This window comes from Bradyrhizobium canariense (assembly GCF_018130465.1).
Classification (GTDB): Bacteria; Pseudomonadota; Alphaproteobacteria; order Rhizobiales; family Xanthobacteraceae; genus Bradyrhizobium; species Bradyrhizobium canariense_C.
Genome location: NZ_JAFCKJ010000007.1, coordinates 266,681 through 283,076, shown reverse-complemented (window position 1 = coordinate 283,076; position 16,396 = coordinate 266,681). Strand labels below are relative to the sequence as shown.

16 protein-coding genes are annotated in these 16,396 nt (G+C 64.1%); 9 read left to right on the top strand and 7 right to left on the bottom strand.

The window, feature by feature from the left end:
* The first annotated feature begins 199 nt into the window (after positions 1-199).
* Positions 200-628, top strand: coding sequence for a cupin domain-containing protein (locus JQ591_RS20580; protein ID WP_211397817.1), 429 nt, complete (start codon positions 200-202; stop codon positions 626-628).
* A gap of 263 nt (positions 629-891) precedes the next feature.
* On the opposite strand, the gene JQ591_RS20575 is transcribed toward JQ591_RS20580, so the two are convergent.
* Complete coding sequence (locus tag JQ591_RS20575) at positions 892-1,281, bottom strand: COG4315 family predicted lipoprotein (RefSeq protein ID WP_211397816.1); 390 nt, start codon at positions 1,279-1,281, stop codon at positions 892-894.
* Between the two features lie 147 nt (positions 1,282-1,428).
* Here JQ591_RS20575 and JQ591_RS20570 point away from each other — a divergent pair, with 147 nt between their 5' ends.
* Positions 1,429-1,938, top strand: coding sequence for a GNAT family N-acetyltransferase (locus tag JQ591_RS20570; protein ID WP_211397815.1), 510 nt, complete (start codon positions 1,429-1,431; stop codon positions 1,936-1,938).
* A gap of 65 nt (positions 1,939-2,003) precedes the next feature.
* Here the strand turns inward: JQ591_RS20570 and JQ591_RS20565 are convergent, their stop codons facing one another.
* On the bottom strand, positions 2,004-4,013 hold the full coding sequence (locus JQ591_RS20565) for a DEAD/DEAH box helicase (RefSeq protein ID WP_211397894.1): 2,010 nt from the start codon (positions 4,011-4,013) through the stop codon (positions 2,004-2,006).
* 466 nt (positions 4,014-4,479) lie between these two features.
* Here JQ591_RS20565 and JQ591_RS20560 point away from each other — a divergent pair, with 466 nt between their 5' ends.
* The gene (locus JQ591_RS20560; RefSeq protein ID WP_211397814.1) at positions 4,480-4,833 is read left to right on the top strand and encodes a cupin domain-containing protein; all 354 of its coding nucleotides are present in this window, start codon (positions 4,480-4,482) and stop codon (positions 4,831-4,833) included.
* Between the two features lie 32 nt (positions 4,834-4,865).
* On the opposite strand, the gene JQ591_RS20555 is transcribed toward JQ591_RS20560, so the two are convergent.
* The 4 genes from JQ591_RS20555 to JQ591_RS20540 all read right to left on the bottom strand — a co-directional run bounded on the left by JQ591_RS20555 (position 4,866) and on the right by JQ591_RS20540 (position 7,602).
* Complete coding sequence (locus tag JQ591_RS20555) at positions 4,866-5,378, bottom strand: hypothetical protein (protein WP_211397813.1); 513 nt, start codon at positions 5,376-5,378, stop codon at positions 4,866-4,868.
* A gap of 110 nt (positions 5,379-5,488) precedes the next feature.
* Positions 5,489-5,929: a VOC family protein gene (locus JQ591_RS20550; protein ID WP_211397812.1), complete on the bottom strand. Its 441-nt coding sequence runs from the start codon at positions 5,927-5,929 to the stop codon at positions 5,489-5,491.
* A 35-nt stretch (positions 5,930-5,964) separates the two neighbouring features.
* A complete protein-coding gene (locus tag JQ591_RS20545) occupies positions 5,965-6,447 on the bottom strand; it encodes a DUF5680 domain-containing protein (protein ID WP_211397811.1) in 483 nt (160 codons plus the stop codon).
* A 3-nt stretch (positions 6,448-6,450) separates the two neighbouring features.
* Positions 6,451-7,602, bottom strand: a complete 1,152-nt coding sequence (locus JQ591_RS20540; RefSeq protein WP_211397810.1) for a zinc-binding dehydrogenase — start codon at positions 7,600-7,602, stop codon at positions 6,451-6,453.
* 441 nt (positions 7,603-8,043) lie between these two features.
* Here JQ591_RS20540 and JQ591_RS20535 point away from each other — a divergent pair, with 441 nt between their 5' ends.
* The 4 genes from JQ591_RS20535 (at position 8,044) to JQ591_RS20520 (ending at position 12,160) form a co-directional block, all read left to right on the top strand.
* Positions 8,044-9,285, top strand: coding sequence for an MFS transporter (locus tag JQ591_RS20535; RefSeq protein ID WP_283817827.1), 1,242 nt, complete (start codon positions 8,044-8,046; stop codon positions 9,283-9,285).
* Positions 9,286-9,355: 70 nt separating this feature from the next.
* Entirely contained in the window at positions 9,356-10,522 is a 1,167-nt protein-coding gene (locus tag JQ591_RS20530; protein ID WP_211397809.1) for an MFS transporter, read from the top strand.
* Positions 10,523-10,590: 68 nt separating this feature from the next.
* Positions 10,591-11,202 (top strand): PilZ domain-containing protein, encoded by a 612-nt coding sequence (locus tag JQ591_RS20525; RefSeq protein WP_094895511.1) that lies wholly within the window; start codon positions 10,591-10,593, stop codon positions 11,200-11,202.
* Positions 11,203-11,533: 331 nt separating this feature from the next.
* Positions 11,534-12,160 carry a transglutaminase-like cysteine peptidase gene (locus JQ591_RS20520; protein WP_211397808.1) on the top strand — a complete coding sequence of 209 codons (627 nt, stop codon included), beginning with the start codon at positions 11,534-11,536 and terminating at the stop codon, positions 12,158-12,160.
* A 133-nt stretch (positions 12,161-12,293) separates the two neighbouring features.
* Here JQ591_RS20520 and JQ591_RS20515 read toward each other — a convergent pair whose 3' ends face one another.
* Positions 12,294-14,063, bottom strand: a complete 1,770-nt coding sequence (locus tag JQ591_RS20515) for a CYTH and CHAD domain-containing protein (protein ID WP_211397807.1) — start codon at positions 14,061-14,063, stop codon at positions 12,294-12,296.
* Positions 14,064-14,448: 385 nt separating this feature from the next.
* Here JQ591_RS20515 and JQ591_RS20510 point away from each other — a divergent pair, with 385 nt between their 5' ends.
* The gene (locus JQ591_RS20510; RefSeq protein ID WP_211397806.1) at positions 14,449-15,273 is read left to right on the top strand and encodes a helix-turn-helix domain-containing protein; all 825 of its coding nucleotides are present in this window, start codon (positions 14,449-14,451) and stop codon (positions 15,271-15,273) included.
* A 164-nt stretch (positions 15,274-15,437) separates the two neighbouring features.
* A complete protein-coding gene (locus JQ591_RS20505) occupies positions 15,438-16,367 on the top strand; it encodes a Bug family tripartite tricarboxylate transporter substrate binding protein (RefSeq protein ID WP_249137338.1) in 930 nt (309 codons plus the stop codon).
* Positions 16,368-16,396 lie beyond the last annotated feature (29 nt).

Below are 16,396 nucleotides of genomic sequence, written 5' to 3'. Positions count from 1 at the left end.
AGAGGCGTCGATCCCGTAGCCGTTCGCGCCAGAATGTCTGCCGCTTGCGCAGCCGGCAGGTCGGCCTGCAACGGTCTCTGTGCAACAAATTGGCCGGTCGCACGTGGCTGATGGTGTATGACGGGGCTGCGGTCGTTCTCGTTTCGACGTGAGCGAGCGCCGCGATCTCGATGCAGCCTCTCACCTGGACGAAACGACCATGCCCGATCTCATCAATTTCGGTTCGCTTCAGCTCCGCTTCCTGCACAGCAAGGATGACACCGGCGGCAGCGTCGATATCTTCGAAATGACGTTGCAGCCGAATGCGCGGATGCCGATCCCGCATTATCACGACCGCTGGGACGAAACGATCTACGGGTTGTCCGGCGTCTCGACCTGGACGATCGACGGCCAGCAGAACGATCTCACCCCCGGAGCCTCAGTCTTCATCAAGCGCGGCATCGTGCACGGCTTTACCAACCGTTCGACGACGCCGGCGACCTGCCTGTGCATCCTGAGCCCCGGGGTGCTGGGACCACAATATTTCACCGAGATGGCCGCGCTCCTGTCGGCCGGCGCGCCACCCGACCCCGCGAAGATGAAAGAGACGATGCTGCGCTACGGACTGGTGCCGGCACCGCCTGCGTGAGCCAGGCTCGCCGCCCAACGGACATGAACCGGCCTTGACGCGATCTCGTCGGCCCAGCTAGCCATGCGATTGCCTCCCCCGCAGGCGCCCGCGAGCGGGAGAGGTGAAGCGAGCACGCGGTCCAGTCGATCTAACCCACCGGTCCCTGCGCTAAAGCGCGATGAGATAAGGATGAAATCATCATCGCGCTTTAGGTTGTTGCTTGAGTATGATTTTTTCGGAAAACCGATTCGCACTTTTCCGGATCATGCTTCAGCGATCCATCACGGCATCGCCAGATGCCAGGCGCCGTTCAGAAAGCCGTCGCCGGTGACGTCGCCGGGCTTGGTGTCCTTGGCGAAGGTGTAGAGCGGCTTGCCTTTGTAGGCCCACTGCTTCGAGCCGTCGTCGCGCGTAATGACGGTGTAGCCGTCGGCGGCGGCATCGCTCGCCTCGGCCTTCAGCACCGGCCAGTTGGTCGCGCACGGACCATTGCAGGCCGACTTGCCGTCCGCGTCCTTGTCGAAAGTGTAGAGCGACATGCCCTTGGCGTCGGTGAGCACGTTGCCCTTGTCGGTCTTGCCGGTCTTGGTCGGCGGTGCCGCGAATACGGCGGGAACCATCGCCAGCGATATTGCGAGCGTGAGCGCGAGGCGGATCGAGGATGTCGTCATGGTCTCTCCTGTCATGCAATGGGCTTGCATGGGGTAGGACGCCGCGCGAGCCGCCGTATTCCTGAGATGGCGGCAAAGATATTTTTCGCTGCACGCATCGTCGCATCGGAATAAACTGCGATGATTGAGACGGAACGACGGATCGACATGAGCAAGCCGCATTGGCGTCCCGCGCGCGCCTCCGACCTGCCGGCGATCGGCGCGATCGCAGCGCGCATCCATCCCGATCTGCCTGAAAGCCCCGAGGTGTTCGCGGAGAAGATGCGGCTCTATCCCGACGGCTGCCGCGTGCTTGCTTCGGACGACGGGATCGTCGGCTACGGACTCGCACATCCCTGGACGCAGCACCGGATTCCACGGCTCGACGGCTTCCTCGAACTACTGCCCGGCGATGCGGATTGCCTCTACCTGCACGACATCGCGGTGCTGCCCGACTTTCGCGGCAGCGCAGCGCGTGACTATGTCGTTGCGATCGAACAGCTCGCGCGCGCGTCGGGGATCGCGACGCTCGCGCTGGTGTCGGTCTACGCCACGCGGTCACTGTGGGAGCGTCTCGGCTTCCGGCCCGTCACGGCGGATGCGGAGCTGCGGGCGAAGCTCGCGACCTACGGCGACAGCGCAACCTACATGCTGCGCGACCTCGCTGCTCACACCTGATTTCCGAGATGATGCCGCCGGTGCAATTCGGCGGCATCATTGCCGTCCGCGCAGGGCAGCAGCAGTCAGGCGCGATGCTTCTTTTTCGTCTTCGGCTTCTTCCCGGGAGCGCCCTTCACGGGCCACGAACTAACCGAAGGCTCTGCGTGGCCCGGCTTGTTCTTGTGCTTCTTTTTCTTTGCGAAGGAAGGAGCATCGTCGAATTTCGGTGTGCGCTCGCCGTACGGCTTTTCGTGCGGTTTGCCTTGAGGTTTACCGTGAGGTTTGCCGTGTGGTTTGCCTTGCGGCTTGAACCCATTCGGCTCGCGCGCGCGTTCGCCCTGGCGTTCACGATGATCGCTGTCGCCGCTGTCGCGCCGCGGCGCGTGGGACCGCTCTTCCGAAGCCGCTTGCCGCTGCGGCGCATCCGCCAGCGGCTCGAGGCGGATATTGTCTTCCTTGTCCGGACGCTTGATCATCACGGCGAAGGATTCTGCGGCCCGCTCGGAAATTTCGAACTCGGTCGTGGTGTCCATGATCTTGATGGCGCCGATATCTCCCTTGTCGATGCCGCCACGGCGGCAGATCATCGGCAACAGCCAGCGCGCTTCCGCGTTCTTTTTTCGTCCGATGTTGGCCCGGAACCAGACGCTGCCCTCCGCCATGCCGTGTTTCGACGACGATTTTCCCGATTTGGGTCGCGCCCTTTCGAGGCGGTCATCGCCGCGCGAAGCGCGGACATCGTCGCGCGAGGCGCGGGCATCGTTGCGACCGCGATCTTCGCGCGGCCGGCTGCTCCGCTCGCCGGGATCCATGATGTCTTCGGGCGACGGCAGCCGCGCACGATAGAGCCGTGCGAGTGACGCGGCGATCTCCTCAGCCGACCGCTCGGCCAATAGCGCCTGCGCCAGCGCCAGATCGTCGGCGGTCGTCTCCTCCGTGAACAGCACGTCCTTCATGCGCTCGTGATCGAGCTTGCGGATCTCATCCGGCTGCGGCGCCGTCCCCCAGACCGCGTCGATCCCCGAGACGTTGAGCAGCATTTCCGCACGCCGCCGCCGCACGGGTGGCACCAGCAGGACGCTCGTGCCCTTGCGGCCCGCCCGTCCGGTGCGGCCGGAGCGATGCTGCATGACCTCGGCGTCGTTGGGCAGGTCGGCATGAATGACGAGATCGAGGCTCGGCAGGTCGATGCCGCGGGCGGCGACGTCGGTCGCCACGCAGACGCGCGAGCGTCCGTCCCGCAGCGACTGCAGCGCCGTGGTCCGCTCGTTCTGCGTCAATTCACCCGACAGAGCGACCACGGAGAAGCCGCGCTCCAGCAGCGCCGCCTGCAAATGCCGGACGCCATCGCGCGTGCTGCAGAATACCAGCGCGCTCGGCGCCTCGTAGAAGCGCAACACGTTGACGACCGCGTGCTCGGCATCGCCGGGCGCGATCCGGATCGCGCGGTACTCGATATCGGCATGACCGCCTTCGTCGCCGGCGACCTCGATCCGGAACGCCCGCTGTTGGTACTGCTTGGCCAGCGCGACGATGCCGCGCGGGAACGTCGCCGAGAACATCAGGGTCCGGCGCGTGTCCGGCGTGGTCTTGAGGATGAACTCCATGTCCTCGCGAAAGCCGAGATTGAGCATCTCGTCGGCCTCGTCGAGCACGACCACCTTCAATTCCGAGATGTCGAGACGGCCGCGGCGCAAATGATCGCACAACCGGCCGGGCGTGCCGACGACGATGTGAGCGCCGGCCGCAAGCTCGCGCTGCTCGCGCCTGGGATCCATGCCGCCGACGCAGGAGACGACGCGTCCGCTCGCATGCTCGTACAGCCAGGCAAGTTCGCGATGGACCTGCAAGGCAAGCTCGCGGGTCGGCGCCACGATCAGGGCAAGCGGTGCACCCGCCCGCTCGAACCGCTCGGCGTCGCCAAGCAGGTCCTTGGCCATAGCGAGCCCATAGGCCAGGGTCTTGCCGGAGCCGGTCTGGGCCGAAACCAGCAGGTCGCGGTCAGCGGCCTCGTCCGTGAGCACGGCGAGCTGAACGGGGGTCGGACGGTCGTAGTTGCGCTCGGCCAAAGCTCGGGCGAGCGGCGGACTCATGGTCGGAAAAGACACGGGATAAACCTTGGTTGGTCCAGGCGCGGAACGTCGAGCCGCGCGACCTGAAGCTGCGTAGGCGGCAAATAGTCCAGCCGCACGCGTGGTGATTTGATTTGGACGCTCTTTACGCCAAGTGCGGGCAAATCACCATGCCTATGACGCATGGCTTTGGTGATGCCGAGAATAAGCTTACCGGTCAGCTCGACCCACTACATCCAGCGTTTTCGAGCCGTTTTGCTGCATATAGCGGGATTTCGCGCCGAAGCAGAGGGTTTTCGCGGCGACCCGACTCAAATTGCACGCCATTGGGCGCGCCGGGATGCGCGCATGACCTCTCTCGGTCGAACGGCTTGTGTGGCGACTGCACGCCTTGCGACGAGACCATAGCCGTCGAAACGCAAGCCTTGTCGCGCCAGCACGTCGACCCCAGATCGTGCCTCACGAGAAAGCAAAATAAGGGTGACACATGGCCGACGGCATATCGCTTGCCGACAAACTCGCGACTTTTGGGGATTTCTGGTCGCCGCGCACGATCACGACCTTCAACGACTGCGACGTGATGGTGGTGAAGGTGAAGGGAGAGTTCACCTGGCACAAGCACGAGGACACCGACGATTTCTTTCTCGTCCTGAAAGGCAGTTTGGACATCGAATTGCGGGATCGCACGGTGACGCTTGGTCCGGGCGAACTCTATGTCGTGCCCAAAGGTGTTGAGCATCGCCCGGTGGCACGCGAGGAGGTCCACCTCCTGCTGATCGAACCGAGCGGCACGCCAAACACGGGCGACAAAGCCACCGCCGCGGCCCGCAAGCTCATATAGAGGGTAGCTCGCTTGTCCTAATCCCTGCAGCCCTAATCCCTGGAGGTCACCGGCCTGCTGAAGCCGCCAACCAGTCTAGCTCTTGCCCGCACAATAGTGTCCCTGGCCGCGCGGCTCAGTGCGCGGATGGCGCGCCAGGCTTCGGTTGCCTGCAGCCATGCCTTCACCTCGGAGTACTTGCCGTACGCCCAGGCAAAAGCCGGAATCCGCATCAGCTTGTCACGCGTGAGCTGAAACAGGCGTTCGACAAGCACGAGCTTGAGCAGCTCGCCGACAATGAACGTCACAGCACCGCTCACGACCTGCCCCGTCGCGGCAAGATAGGCCGCCACGGGCTTGATCGGCTCCAGGATAATGACGGGCACGGAAAACAAGGCGAGCGAGCAATAAGGCGGCAGCGATCTGATCCAGGCCCGCAATCGCCTGAATTCGAAATGCCGCTCAATCCAGCGCGAGATTGGCCTCGCCACGGCCATGAAGACCGCATCCACCAGGAAGTAGATGGCAGCCAGGATGTAGGTCAGGGGCTTCAGGATTCGCTTCACAATCATCTCCTGCGAACTGAAAGCCGGAACTGGGGCCTAAGTTTCACCTCGGCGTGAATAACTCGCGGATTTCCGATGGAACTTTTGGCATGGCCCGCTTCCCTCGCGTCTCAGATCTCCGCATAGACCTCCAAAAGATTGCCGTCGGGGTCGCGGAAGAACAGCGTTCGATGCCCAAACGACTGGTTCGTCGGCGGCGACAGCAATGCAACGCCGTGCCGTACGAGTTCGTCGGCACACGCATCGACTTCGGCCGCGGACACCTTGAAGGCCAGTTGCAGCGCGGCACTCCCCGCTGGCGTCGGCGCGTCAGTCGCGGTCCGGTTCGGCCTTGCGAGAGCCAGCGTGTTGGGGCCCAAGCCATACTCGATCCAGTTCGACGACAGCTCCCGCAGCAGCGGAAACGCCAGAACCTCCTCGTAGAAGCGACGCATCGCCGCCATGTCGCGCACGAAGATGACGGTGTAGTCGATCGCGCGAATGGCGCTGAAGGGCGAGCGGGTGCGCTGGCCTGGTTCGGTTGTCTGTTCTTCCATCATGGTGTCTTTCATTCCAAAACGCCGGCCATCTACAAGGCTCGCGCCAATTATCGCAGCAAGCCACCACCATAGCGCAGCTCGTAAAGCAGCGCGCCATCCTGCCGCGAAATCGTCTCGATGCCGTGAAAGCGATCGAGCGATCCTTCGACCTCGTTGCGGTAAACCATGTCCGCCTGCTCGAACAGGCGCGGTCCCCGATAAGGCTCCTCGGCACGGACGGCCAGCAGCGCCTGGCGCAGGAATTTGTAGATCGCGAGGAAGGTGTCTCGATCCGTGATCTCCGCGCGGACGCCACCGCTGTAGCTCATCGACCAAATGACGCGGTCATCCCGGGACACGGTCTCCTGTCCGACGAAAAACCCCATCCCGAAATAGATATCGCGATAGGCATAGGGTGCCGCGCGATGCTCGAGCTGTTTTGAGCCTCTGAGCAGCGGAGCGGCCACGGTGGCGTTGTCGTCCAGCCCCGCATAGGTGCGGCGCTTGGCTTCGACCAGGAACGGTGCAAGATCGTGGGAGATGGTCGACATCGGCTATTCCACCAGCTCCGGCCACGGCACGATGGTCGACTTCACCGTTTTCATCGCCATGGCGTCCCTGACCGCCTGCGCGACGCCCGCTTCCGTGAACGGATAGATCGTCTGCATCTTCAGCCAGGGATATTTGCCCGCCGTGCGATGGAGCATGTCGACGCCGAGCGGCAGATCGTTGGCGGTAAAACCCCAGGAGCCCAGCACGTTGAGGTCCTTGGTGCAGATGCGGTGCCAGGAGGTATCGATCGAGCCGGCGTCGGTGAACTGGCCCATTTCGACATAGGTGCCGCCGTCGCGCAGCATCTCGATGCCTTCGGGGCCGGCGGTCGGATGGCCCGAGCAATCCATCACCAGATCGGCGCCGAAGCCGCCGACGATCTCACGCACGCGCGCGATGCGGTCTTGCGGTGACTTCAGTTCGTCGATGTTCACCGTCGCCTCGGCGCCGAACTCGCGCGCGAGCTTGAGCCGCGGCTCCTCCGGCGCACCGACGCAGATCACGCGCCCTGCCCCCATCTCCTGCGCGGCCGCAACCGCCAAGATGCCGATCGGACCCGAGCCCTGGATCACCACCGTGTCGCCCCAGGTGAAACCGCCGGCGCGGCTGGCGCGGTTGAAGGCGCGGATGCAGGAGGTCAGCGGCTCGGACAGCGCGCCCAGCCGCAACGACATGTCATCAGGCAATCTGTAGATCTTGGTGCCCGGCAGCATGTCGAGATCGACATAGACATATTCGGCCCAGCCGCCCCACATGTGCGGCGCCTTGTCGAAGCCGAGATAGCGGCCGTAATAGACCGGCGTCAGGCACTTGTTGGCTACTTGCGGATAATGGATGCAGTAGTAGCAGCGGCCACAGGGCATCAGCGGCGGGATCATCACCTTTGATCCGACCTTCAGCGGCTTGCTCATGAAGTCTTCGGTGAATTCGTCGCCGCATTCGACGATGACGCCGCCGATCTCGTGCCCGAGCGTGAACGGCCACGGCAGCGGCTTAGGCCAATGTCCCTTCAGGATGTGCAGGTCCGTGCCGCAGACGCCGCAGGCGCCGACCTTGATCAGCGCGCCCTTCCGGCCGACCTTCGGCCACGGCACGCTGCGGATGACGGGCTCGCTGCCCGGCCCTGCGTGGGTACAGACGCGGATCTGGTCCATGGAGGTTTCCTCGCTGCCCGTCTGTTATGATTGATTGGTGCGGGCTGAGGCGAAGCGTATGTGAGATGCGCGCCGGTGCCAAGCCGCGGTCTCGTAGCCCGCATGAGCGAAGCGACATGCGGGAAGCAGCGGCCCCGGATATCGCTTCGCTCATCCGGACTGCGGCGCCTGCCACAACCACCGCCGTCATCCCGCGCAACCGCAAAGCGGTTGTCGCTGGAGGTGCGAGCCTTGCGACGCATCTGCGTCGCAAGGAGAAGCCTCAAAGGATGGGCCACGGGCGCTCGCGGCCCATCCTTCGATGCGCGCAAGAGCGCGCACCTCAGGATGACGATGGAGCTTGGGGCAGCAGCGCATGGCTGGTGTTCGAGCACACCCAAGTGTCTTGAGCGCTCACGATTGAACGTGTAGGGACGACCCTAGTCCGACCCAGGTGATCGCTTGAACCCCCTCCCCCAAAATCCCGTCGTCGCGTCCGGCTCGTTCGCGGCCATGAAGTCGGTGCCCTATCGCCTCCAGTTCATCGCTTACGTGCTGGCGATGATGGCGGACAATATCGAGCATGTGATCAGCTATTGGGTGGTGTTCCAGAAATTCCATTCGCCGGCGCTGGCGGGTTTTGCGGTGCTGTCGCACTGGCTGCCGTTCCTGCTGTTCTCGGTCGCGGTTGGCGGGCTCGCCGACCGGGTCGATCCGCGCCGCATCATTCAATGCGGTATGCTGCTGTTCATTGTTGCCTCGGCTGGATGGGGCTTCTTCTTCATCACCGACACCATCGAGATGTGGCATGCGATGCTGCTGCTGGTGATCCATGGCTGCGCCGGCGTGTTGTGGCAGACGCCGAACCAGCTGCTGCTCTATGATCTCGTCGGCCCCGCCGATCTTCCGAGCGCGGTACGGCTGAACGCGATGGCGCGCTATCTCGGCATTCTGGTTGGACCTGCCGTCGGCGGCATCATCATGCTCACGCTCGGCACCTCGCACGGCATCATCTTCAACACGCTGTTCTATCTGCCGATGCTGCTGTGGCTGTTCTGGGCGCCGGTGCGGGACAAGAGTGTCGCGGTGCGGCGCTTCGCCGTGCGCGGCCTTGCCGACATCATGCTGACCATCCGCGCCATCGGCACACAGCCGGTGCTGACGGCGATGACGTGGCTTGCCGGCCTCACCTCCTTCATGATCGGCAACGCCTATCACGCGCAGATGCCGGGCTTTGCCGGCGATCTCGGCCACGGCGATCCCGGGATCTCCTACAGCGTGCTGCTCGCGGCCGATGCTGCCGGCGCACTGCTCGCCGGCATCGCGCTGGAATCCTGGGGACGGCTCAAGGGCACGCCGCGCACCGCGATCATGCTCGCCATGCTGTGGAGCGTGGCGCTGCTCGGCTTCGCCTCGGTGCGGATCTATCCGGTCGCGATCGTGCTGTTGTTCTTTGCAGGGTTCTTCGAGCTGTCGTTCAACACCATGGCGCAGGCGCTGGTGCAGTTGAACGCGCCGTCCGACATTCGCGGCCGCGTCGTCGGCCTCTACAACATGGCGGGGCTCGGCATGCGGGCGTTCAGCGGCATCACCGTTGGGCTGTTCGGTGCGGCGATCGGCATTCACTGGTCGCTCGGGCTATCGGCCGCCGTGTTGCTGGCACTGCTGTGTCTCCTGTACCAGCGCGCGGTGAGGAAGGCGTAAGCTCGGAGCTTGCGGTTGACTCCGACGTCTCGCCACCGCACGCTCGATACAGGGCCAGGGAGGTGAGACGTTGCACAATCGCTGGGGCATTCTTGCGATCCTGTTCGTCGTTCGCCTCACCATCGCGTTCCAGTTCCAGAGCGTGGCGGCGGTTGCGCCGCTGCTGCAACAGACTTTTGGCGTCGGGCTCGCCGATATCGGCATCCTGATCGGGCTCTATTTCACTCCGGGCATCGTGCTGGCGCTGCCGGGCGGCGCGATCGGCCAGACCCTTGGCGACAAGCCCACGACCATCGCGGCGTTGCTGCTGATGACGGCGGGCAGCCTGACCATGGCCACCACCGACGTCTGGGGCTGGCAGTTGGCGGGCCGGCTTGCCTCCGGCGCCGGCGGCGTGCTGCTGACCGTGCAGCTCACCAAGATGGGCACCGACTGGTTTGCGGGTAAGGAGATCGCCACCGCGATGGCGATCTTCGTCAACTCCTGGCCGGCGGGCGTTGCGATCTCGCTCCTGGTGCTGCCGGCGATCGGCACCGCCTATGGCGCCGGCGCCGTGTTCCTCGTGGCCGGCGCGCTGACCGCGATCGGCATTGTGCTGATCACGTTCTACCAATCCCCGCCGGGAGCAACCGCCAGCGCGGCCGGCTCCGGGCGGCTTGATGCGCTCGCTCTGTTGGCGGTGATCATCGCGGGCGCGATCTGGGGCCTCTATAATGTCGGCTTCGCCATGATCTTCTCGTTCGGCCCGTCGCTGCTCGCCGAGCGCGGCTGGAGCATTGCCGCGGCGGGATCGGCCATCAGCCTCGTGATGTGGCTGTCGGTGATCTCGGTGCCGGCAGGCGGCTATCTCGCCGATCGCTTCAAGCGGCCCCTCGTGCTGGCGATCGCGGCCAGCCTCGTGGTGGCCGCCCTGCTGGCCTGGCTGACCCGGTCCGACGCCGTGATCACGATCCTCGTCCTGATCGGCCTGATCGGCGGCCATCCGGCCGGCCCGATCATGAGCCTGACCGCCCGCGTGCTTGTGCCGGAAACGAGGGCGATCGGGATGGGCGTGTTCTACACTCTCTTCTATGCGGCGATGACGCTGGGACCGGCGGTGGCGGGCCGGCTCGCCAAATCGGCCGGCACTGCCGCGGTCGCGCTCGACCTCGGCGCGCTGACGGTGCTGGCCTGCCCGCCACTGATGTGGCTTTTCGAACGCATTGTGTCTGTTCGTCATCGCCGCGCCCGATCCTAACGCGGCATTAACCCTGTGCACCTTACGGTCGTCCCGGACTCCGCCAGGCGGGGGGTCGGGTTGTGAAAATGGCGTTGGCGAACAAAAAATTTCTTCCGGCCGCCGAGGAACGTCGGCGTTTCCAGCGGGTGAAGGTACACCTGCTCGGCCGCTACATGCTGCCGGACCGCCGTGAATTCCCCTGCCAGGTGATCAACATGTCGCCGGGCGGGCTGGCACTGCTGGCCCCCGGCATCGGCAATGTCGGCGACCGCGTGGTCGCCTATCTCGACCATATCGGCCGCGTCGAGGGCAAGATCACCCGCATCATCGACAATGGCTTCGCCATGACGGTCGGTGCGACCCCGCGAAAGCGCGACAAGCTCGCCGCCCAGCTCACCTGGCTCGCCAACCGCGACATCCTCAACCTGCCGGAAGACCGCCGCCACGACCGTATCGTGCCGCGCAACCCGATCGCGGTGCTGACGCTCGAGGACGGCACCAAGATGACCTGCCGCATCATCGACCTCTCGCTGTCGGGCGCGGCCATCGCCGCCGAGAACCGTCCCCCGCTGAAATCGACGGTTCTGCTCGGCCGGGTCCAGGGCCGCGTGGTCCGAAACCTCGAAGACGGCTTCGCCCTCGAGTTCGTCCACGCGCAGCCAATTGAGACTCTCGAAGAGAGCGTTACCGCGCGGTAAAGCGCGAAGGCACCAAAACCACTGCATTTCCAGCCCTGAAGGCGGCCTCCGCGATGCGGACGCCGCCTTTTTCATGGGTCGCGACGCGCCTCGCGCGGGTTAACGCGGGGGCTGCGGGTGCGTGCAAACAACAGTTCCGCCAGCGTTTCCGCGTTAATCGATAAAATTTGAATCAATTGCAGTCATATCGAATTTTATTCAAGTTTGACTCAAGTATAGATCGAATTCGTCGCGTGTTTTACTTGTATTCGACTCGACTTGACTTGGTTGACTTAGCGGCAACTCAAAAGCTCCCTGCGCAATGTGGTCCCAACAAGAAACGGGGGCCGCAATGCTTGATTTCGGGGGACTGGGGAAGGGAATGGCGCTGGCCGCCATGCTCTTCGGAATGAGCGCGGCAGCGCAGGCCGGCGAAGGCCGTCTGCTCTACGCAAGCCTCGGCGACACCACGCGTGCGCCGATCGGCTGGGTCGAGTTCTGTGCGGATAATGCCGCTCAGTGCCAGGGCGCACCGACGCAACCGCGCGACATCGTGATGTCGCAGGCTGCATGGCGCGACCTCGTCAAGGTCAATCGCTGGGTCAACGAGACCGTCAAGCCTTTGACCGACCAGGAGCACTGGGGCGTGATCGAAAAGTGGTCGCTGCCGTCGGACGGTTACGGCGACTGTGAAGACTACGTGTTGTTGAAGCGCAAGATGCTGATCGATGCCGGATGGCCGCGCGAGGCCCTGCTCATCACCGTCGTGCGCGACAAGAAGGGCGAAGGACACGCGGTGCTGACGGTGAAGACCGACAAGGGCGAGTTCGTTCTCGACAATCAGAACGAGAACGTCGTTGCCTGGACGGAGACCGGCTACCGCTTCGTCAAGCGCCAGTCGCAGAGCGATCCCAACGTCTGGGTCTCGCTCGGTGATACCAAGCCGGCGGTCTCCACCGCCAGCGCAAGGGACCAGTAGTAGATCAGTAGAGACAAACGAAAGAGATACGCGACCCGGTCACATCCCCACCCCTCCCCGTCCCAGACCGGTTCGCGCGCGCCCAGCCATCCCCCAATGGCTGGGCGCAACTTTTTTGGGGGATGTACTTCGCTCAATCCTGCTGCGTCTGCCGCGACCAGGGTACGCGCGCGGCGGTGAAATCGCGCCATGTGCCTTGCAGGGCGGGCTGCACCCCGATCGACGCGCGCGCCTGCCAGCCGGCGATCGCCGCCGCGGCAATGGCGCCGTCGGGCTCGGCACCAAGCCCGTCGAGCAATGATGCCGTGACCGCCATGTCGTTGAAGGCGCCGAGCTGCTCCTGCAAGCCGGCGAGCCTGCGCGAGAATTTTCGCGCGGATTTGCGGTCCGCGAACAGCGGCAGCAGAAACTCGCCGAGATAGCGCAGCCGCTTGGTCGCGAGCCGCACGCGGTGCAGACCTTCGGCGGGAAGCGACTTGAAGCGGCGGCCGCGCCTGAGCACCTTCGCATATTGCTCCGACAGAATGCGCTGCGCGAAATTGACGGCGGGTTCGGCGAGCTGGCCGAGATCTTCCGCGGCAACGTCGTTGCGCCAGCCCCGCGTCTCGATCCAGCTGCCGAGGCCGATCAGGAACACGGCGCAGCGGCGATCTTCGAGCGCGCCATGCGCCTTGCGATAGGCGTCGGACTGACGCCCGGCCGCAGCCCGGCCCAGCGCATCGAAGCCCGCGACCGACGGACAGGCCTTTGCGATCGTCGGCAGGGTCTCGATCTGGAACACGTCCCAGTCGCGCGCGGCGGAGAGGTCTTGCGCCAGCCATCTGACTTCCGACCGCAGCGCATCGAGATTGCTGAGCGCGCCGACCGACCGCATCAGATCCAGCGCAGATCGAAGCCGGCGCAGCGAGACGCGCAGTTGATGGACGCCTTCCGGATTGCGGCCGTCCTCGGCCGCCGGCAGCGACTGAAGCAAATGGAGGAAGCAGGAACGCAGGATTGTCGCGAACGCCTCGTCCAACGTGACTGACGGATCGAGACGAAACTTTCCCGGACGTCGCGCCGAGGGCGGCTTGTCGGCGGCAAGATCGAAGCCGCGAGCCGATTTGGTGCGGATCGACGGCTTCACCACGCCGTGCTCTGCAAGCCGCAACGCGATCTCGTAGATCGTGCTCGCGCTGCCGCTCTTGAGTTCAAGTTCGATCTCGCTCACCGGTAACGACCGCTCGCCGGCCGTAAGAGCGCCCTGATCGAAGGCGATTTCGACCGTGCCGGACGGCAGGTCAACCATCCGCGCATGACGATGGATGTCGGCGGTGAAGACGGCCTCGAGCGGCTGCGCTGCGAGAGAGTTGCGAAGCTTCTCGGGAATGAAGGGCATTGCCAAAGCGAGATCGGGCGCAAGCGAACGTACGCTTGCCTCCCACTCACTACGGCGGAGCGGATCGTCCACCGCGTCGGTCTTCACGGTTTGCACGAAGCGCGCACCGCTCTGACGAACGCGCAAGCTCAAACCGTTGCGACGCAACGTCCGCTCCGGCGTGTCGTAGTAGACGGACTTGAGATGCTTGCGCGTGCCCTTGTTGCGCGCGTTCGCCGCGATGACGGGCACAGCGTTGAAATGCGCCATGCGATCGGCATGGACGAGAAGCTTGAGCTCGATCTCACCGGCGGCATGCGCGGCAGCGCTCGACCGGAGCGGTTCCGTTGCCGGTTCCGCGTCTTGCGATGGCGTCTGATCGATCACAGCGCCCTCGACGATCACAGGTTCCGCGACGAGCTCGGCGGATTCACGCTGCCTGAAGAAGCCGGCGATGACTTGCGTTCTCTTGTTGTCCTTCGCAACAGGATTCCCATCCCGCGCGCTCGGAGCCTTGCGAACCGGCGTTGCGTCTGACTTCAGCATTTACAGTAACATGACAGTTCGATGACAGAGCGCCATCATATAGCCGCTGCGGCCCGCGAAGAATAGCCACGTTAAGTCGCAGCGCACGATCGTCCACACGACGCTCCAAGCGCAACAATCTGGCGAGGCTTGTCACAATCCGGCTTGACCACAGGAACTAAATTGCTGCCGGGCGCAGCAAGCGATCGAATTGACTGCGAATCCCGCCCTTCTCGAAACCGAGATGAACGCGTCAGCGAGCTTGACTCATGCCAGCCTTCCCGCAATCGGTGAAGGCGATGGCGTCGAGTGACTGCCCTGTCTCTGGCGACACGATATCACCTCTGTCGACTGATCCGGCGGTTGCTTCATCGGGTGGCGGCACAGGCAATGACAAGGAGCTGCCATGGCGTCGTTCCGCCCCGTCATCGCGTTGTCCAGGGGGCTGGAAGTCCTGCGGGTAATCAACCAGGAACGGCAGTCGACCGTCGGCTCGCTGCACAAGGCGACGGGGCTCAACAAGGCAACGATCGTCCGCATGCTCGAAACGCTGGAGCATGAAGGCTATGTGGTGCGCCGTACCGAGCCGGCCAGCTACGCGCCGACGGGACGAGCGCTGCTGCTCAGCGCAGGCTATGACGAGCCCACCTGGATTGGCGGCATCGCTGAACCCATCCTGAACAAATTCCGCAAGCATATCCATTGGCCGTCAGACATTGCCGTGCTCGATCAGGAGTCCATGGTCATCGCCCACACGACGCGGGTGGATGGATCGCTGCTGTTCAGTCGCCCGCCGGGTTTTCGCTTTCCCGTCCTCGGCACCTCGATGGGGCGCGCCTATCTCGCCTTCTGCGAGCCCGCCGAGCAGGAGCGCATTGCCGCCCGGCTTGCCCTAGGTCCGGAGCCCTGGAACGATCTGGCGCGCAACCCCGGCAGGCTCGCCAAAGTGCTGCGCACGATCCGCAGCGCCGGGTTCGCGGTCATGGACGAGACCTACAGCCGCCGCGTCTTCGGCGGCGCAGTGTGGGCGATTGGCGTACCCGTCGTTTTGCGGAATCGGCTGTTCGGCAGCATGAACGTGATGATGCTTCGCGAAGCGGTCGGTCTGGAGGACGGCGTGCGGCGCTTCGTACCTCCGATGAAGAAGGTCGCTTCCGCACTTGCCGAGGCGCTCGGCGCCAAGCTTGCTGCGCCAGGTTCTCCTCCAGGTTCTCCTGCAGATCGGCGCTGATCATTTCACACAGTGAAACGATATTTTGATTTCTTGACCCTCCTCCTAGCCCGTGTGACATCTCGTTGCGGTGGCTGCCGGCTGCCCAATGACACTGGGAAAAGGGGGAGGCCGCAGTGCGGACATCCGCGACAATTCTGGCTGCCGCGATTGCATGCCTGACGATGGCCGCTTCTGAAACGGCTTGGGCCGAAGCCTGGCCGAGCCGGGCCATCAGGATCGTCGTCTCCACACCGGCAGGCGGCATCACCGATGCCTTCGCTCGCGCCTATGGCGACTATATCTCGCAGAAGCTTGGCCAGCCGGTCATTGTCGAAAACAAGACCGGGGCCAGCGGTGCGCTGGCGGCACAGTCGGTGAAGGATTCTCCGGCGGACGGTTACACGCTGATGTACACGATCTCGTCCACCTTGCTCGGTAACCGGCTGCTGCTGAAATTGCTGGCCTATGATCCGGACAAGGATTTCACAATCGTCGCGGTGACGCCTTCGGGGCATCTGCCGCTGGTGGTTCATTCCGCCACCAATGCAAAGACGATCGAAGAGTTCGTCACCTATGCGCGCCACAACAAGGTCACGGCCGGCTCGTACGGGATCGGTTCGTTCGCGCACATTGCGATCGCCGAGCTCAACCGGCAATTCGGCCTCGACATTTCCATCGTGCATTACCGCGGCGAAGCGCCGATGTGGCAGGATCTTGCAGCCGGGGTCATCCAGGCGGCGGTCGGCAGCTACCAGGCCGCGCTTCCGGTGCTCGATACCGGCGTCGGCCGCCCGATTGCCGTGCCGACACCGGTGCGCATGAAGAAACTTCCCGAGACCAAGACGTTTGTCGAGCAAGGGGTCACCGGCAATGTCTTCCAGCTCACCAGCTTCACCACGCTGGTGGCGCCGGCTGCGACACCGGCAGACCGGATCGAACTGCTCGCCAAGCTGATGGTGGATGGCGGCAAGACGGAGCGCGTGCAGAAGCTACTCGAAGCCTTCGGAGTCGACTCGCCGGCAATGGATCGCGCATCCTCGATTGCGCTCTACAAAAAGGAAGGGCCGATCTGGCTCGAGTCGATCAAGACTCTCGGATTGGAGCCGCAATAGCCGCGGCCGCGGCCACCCGGGCGCGGACG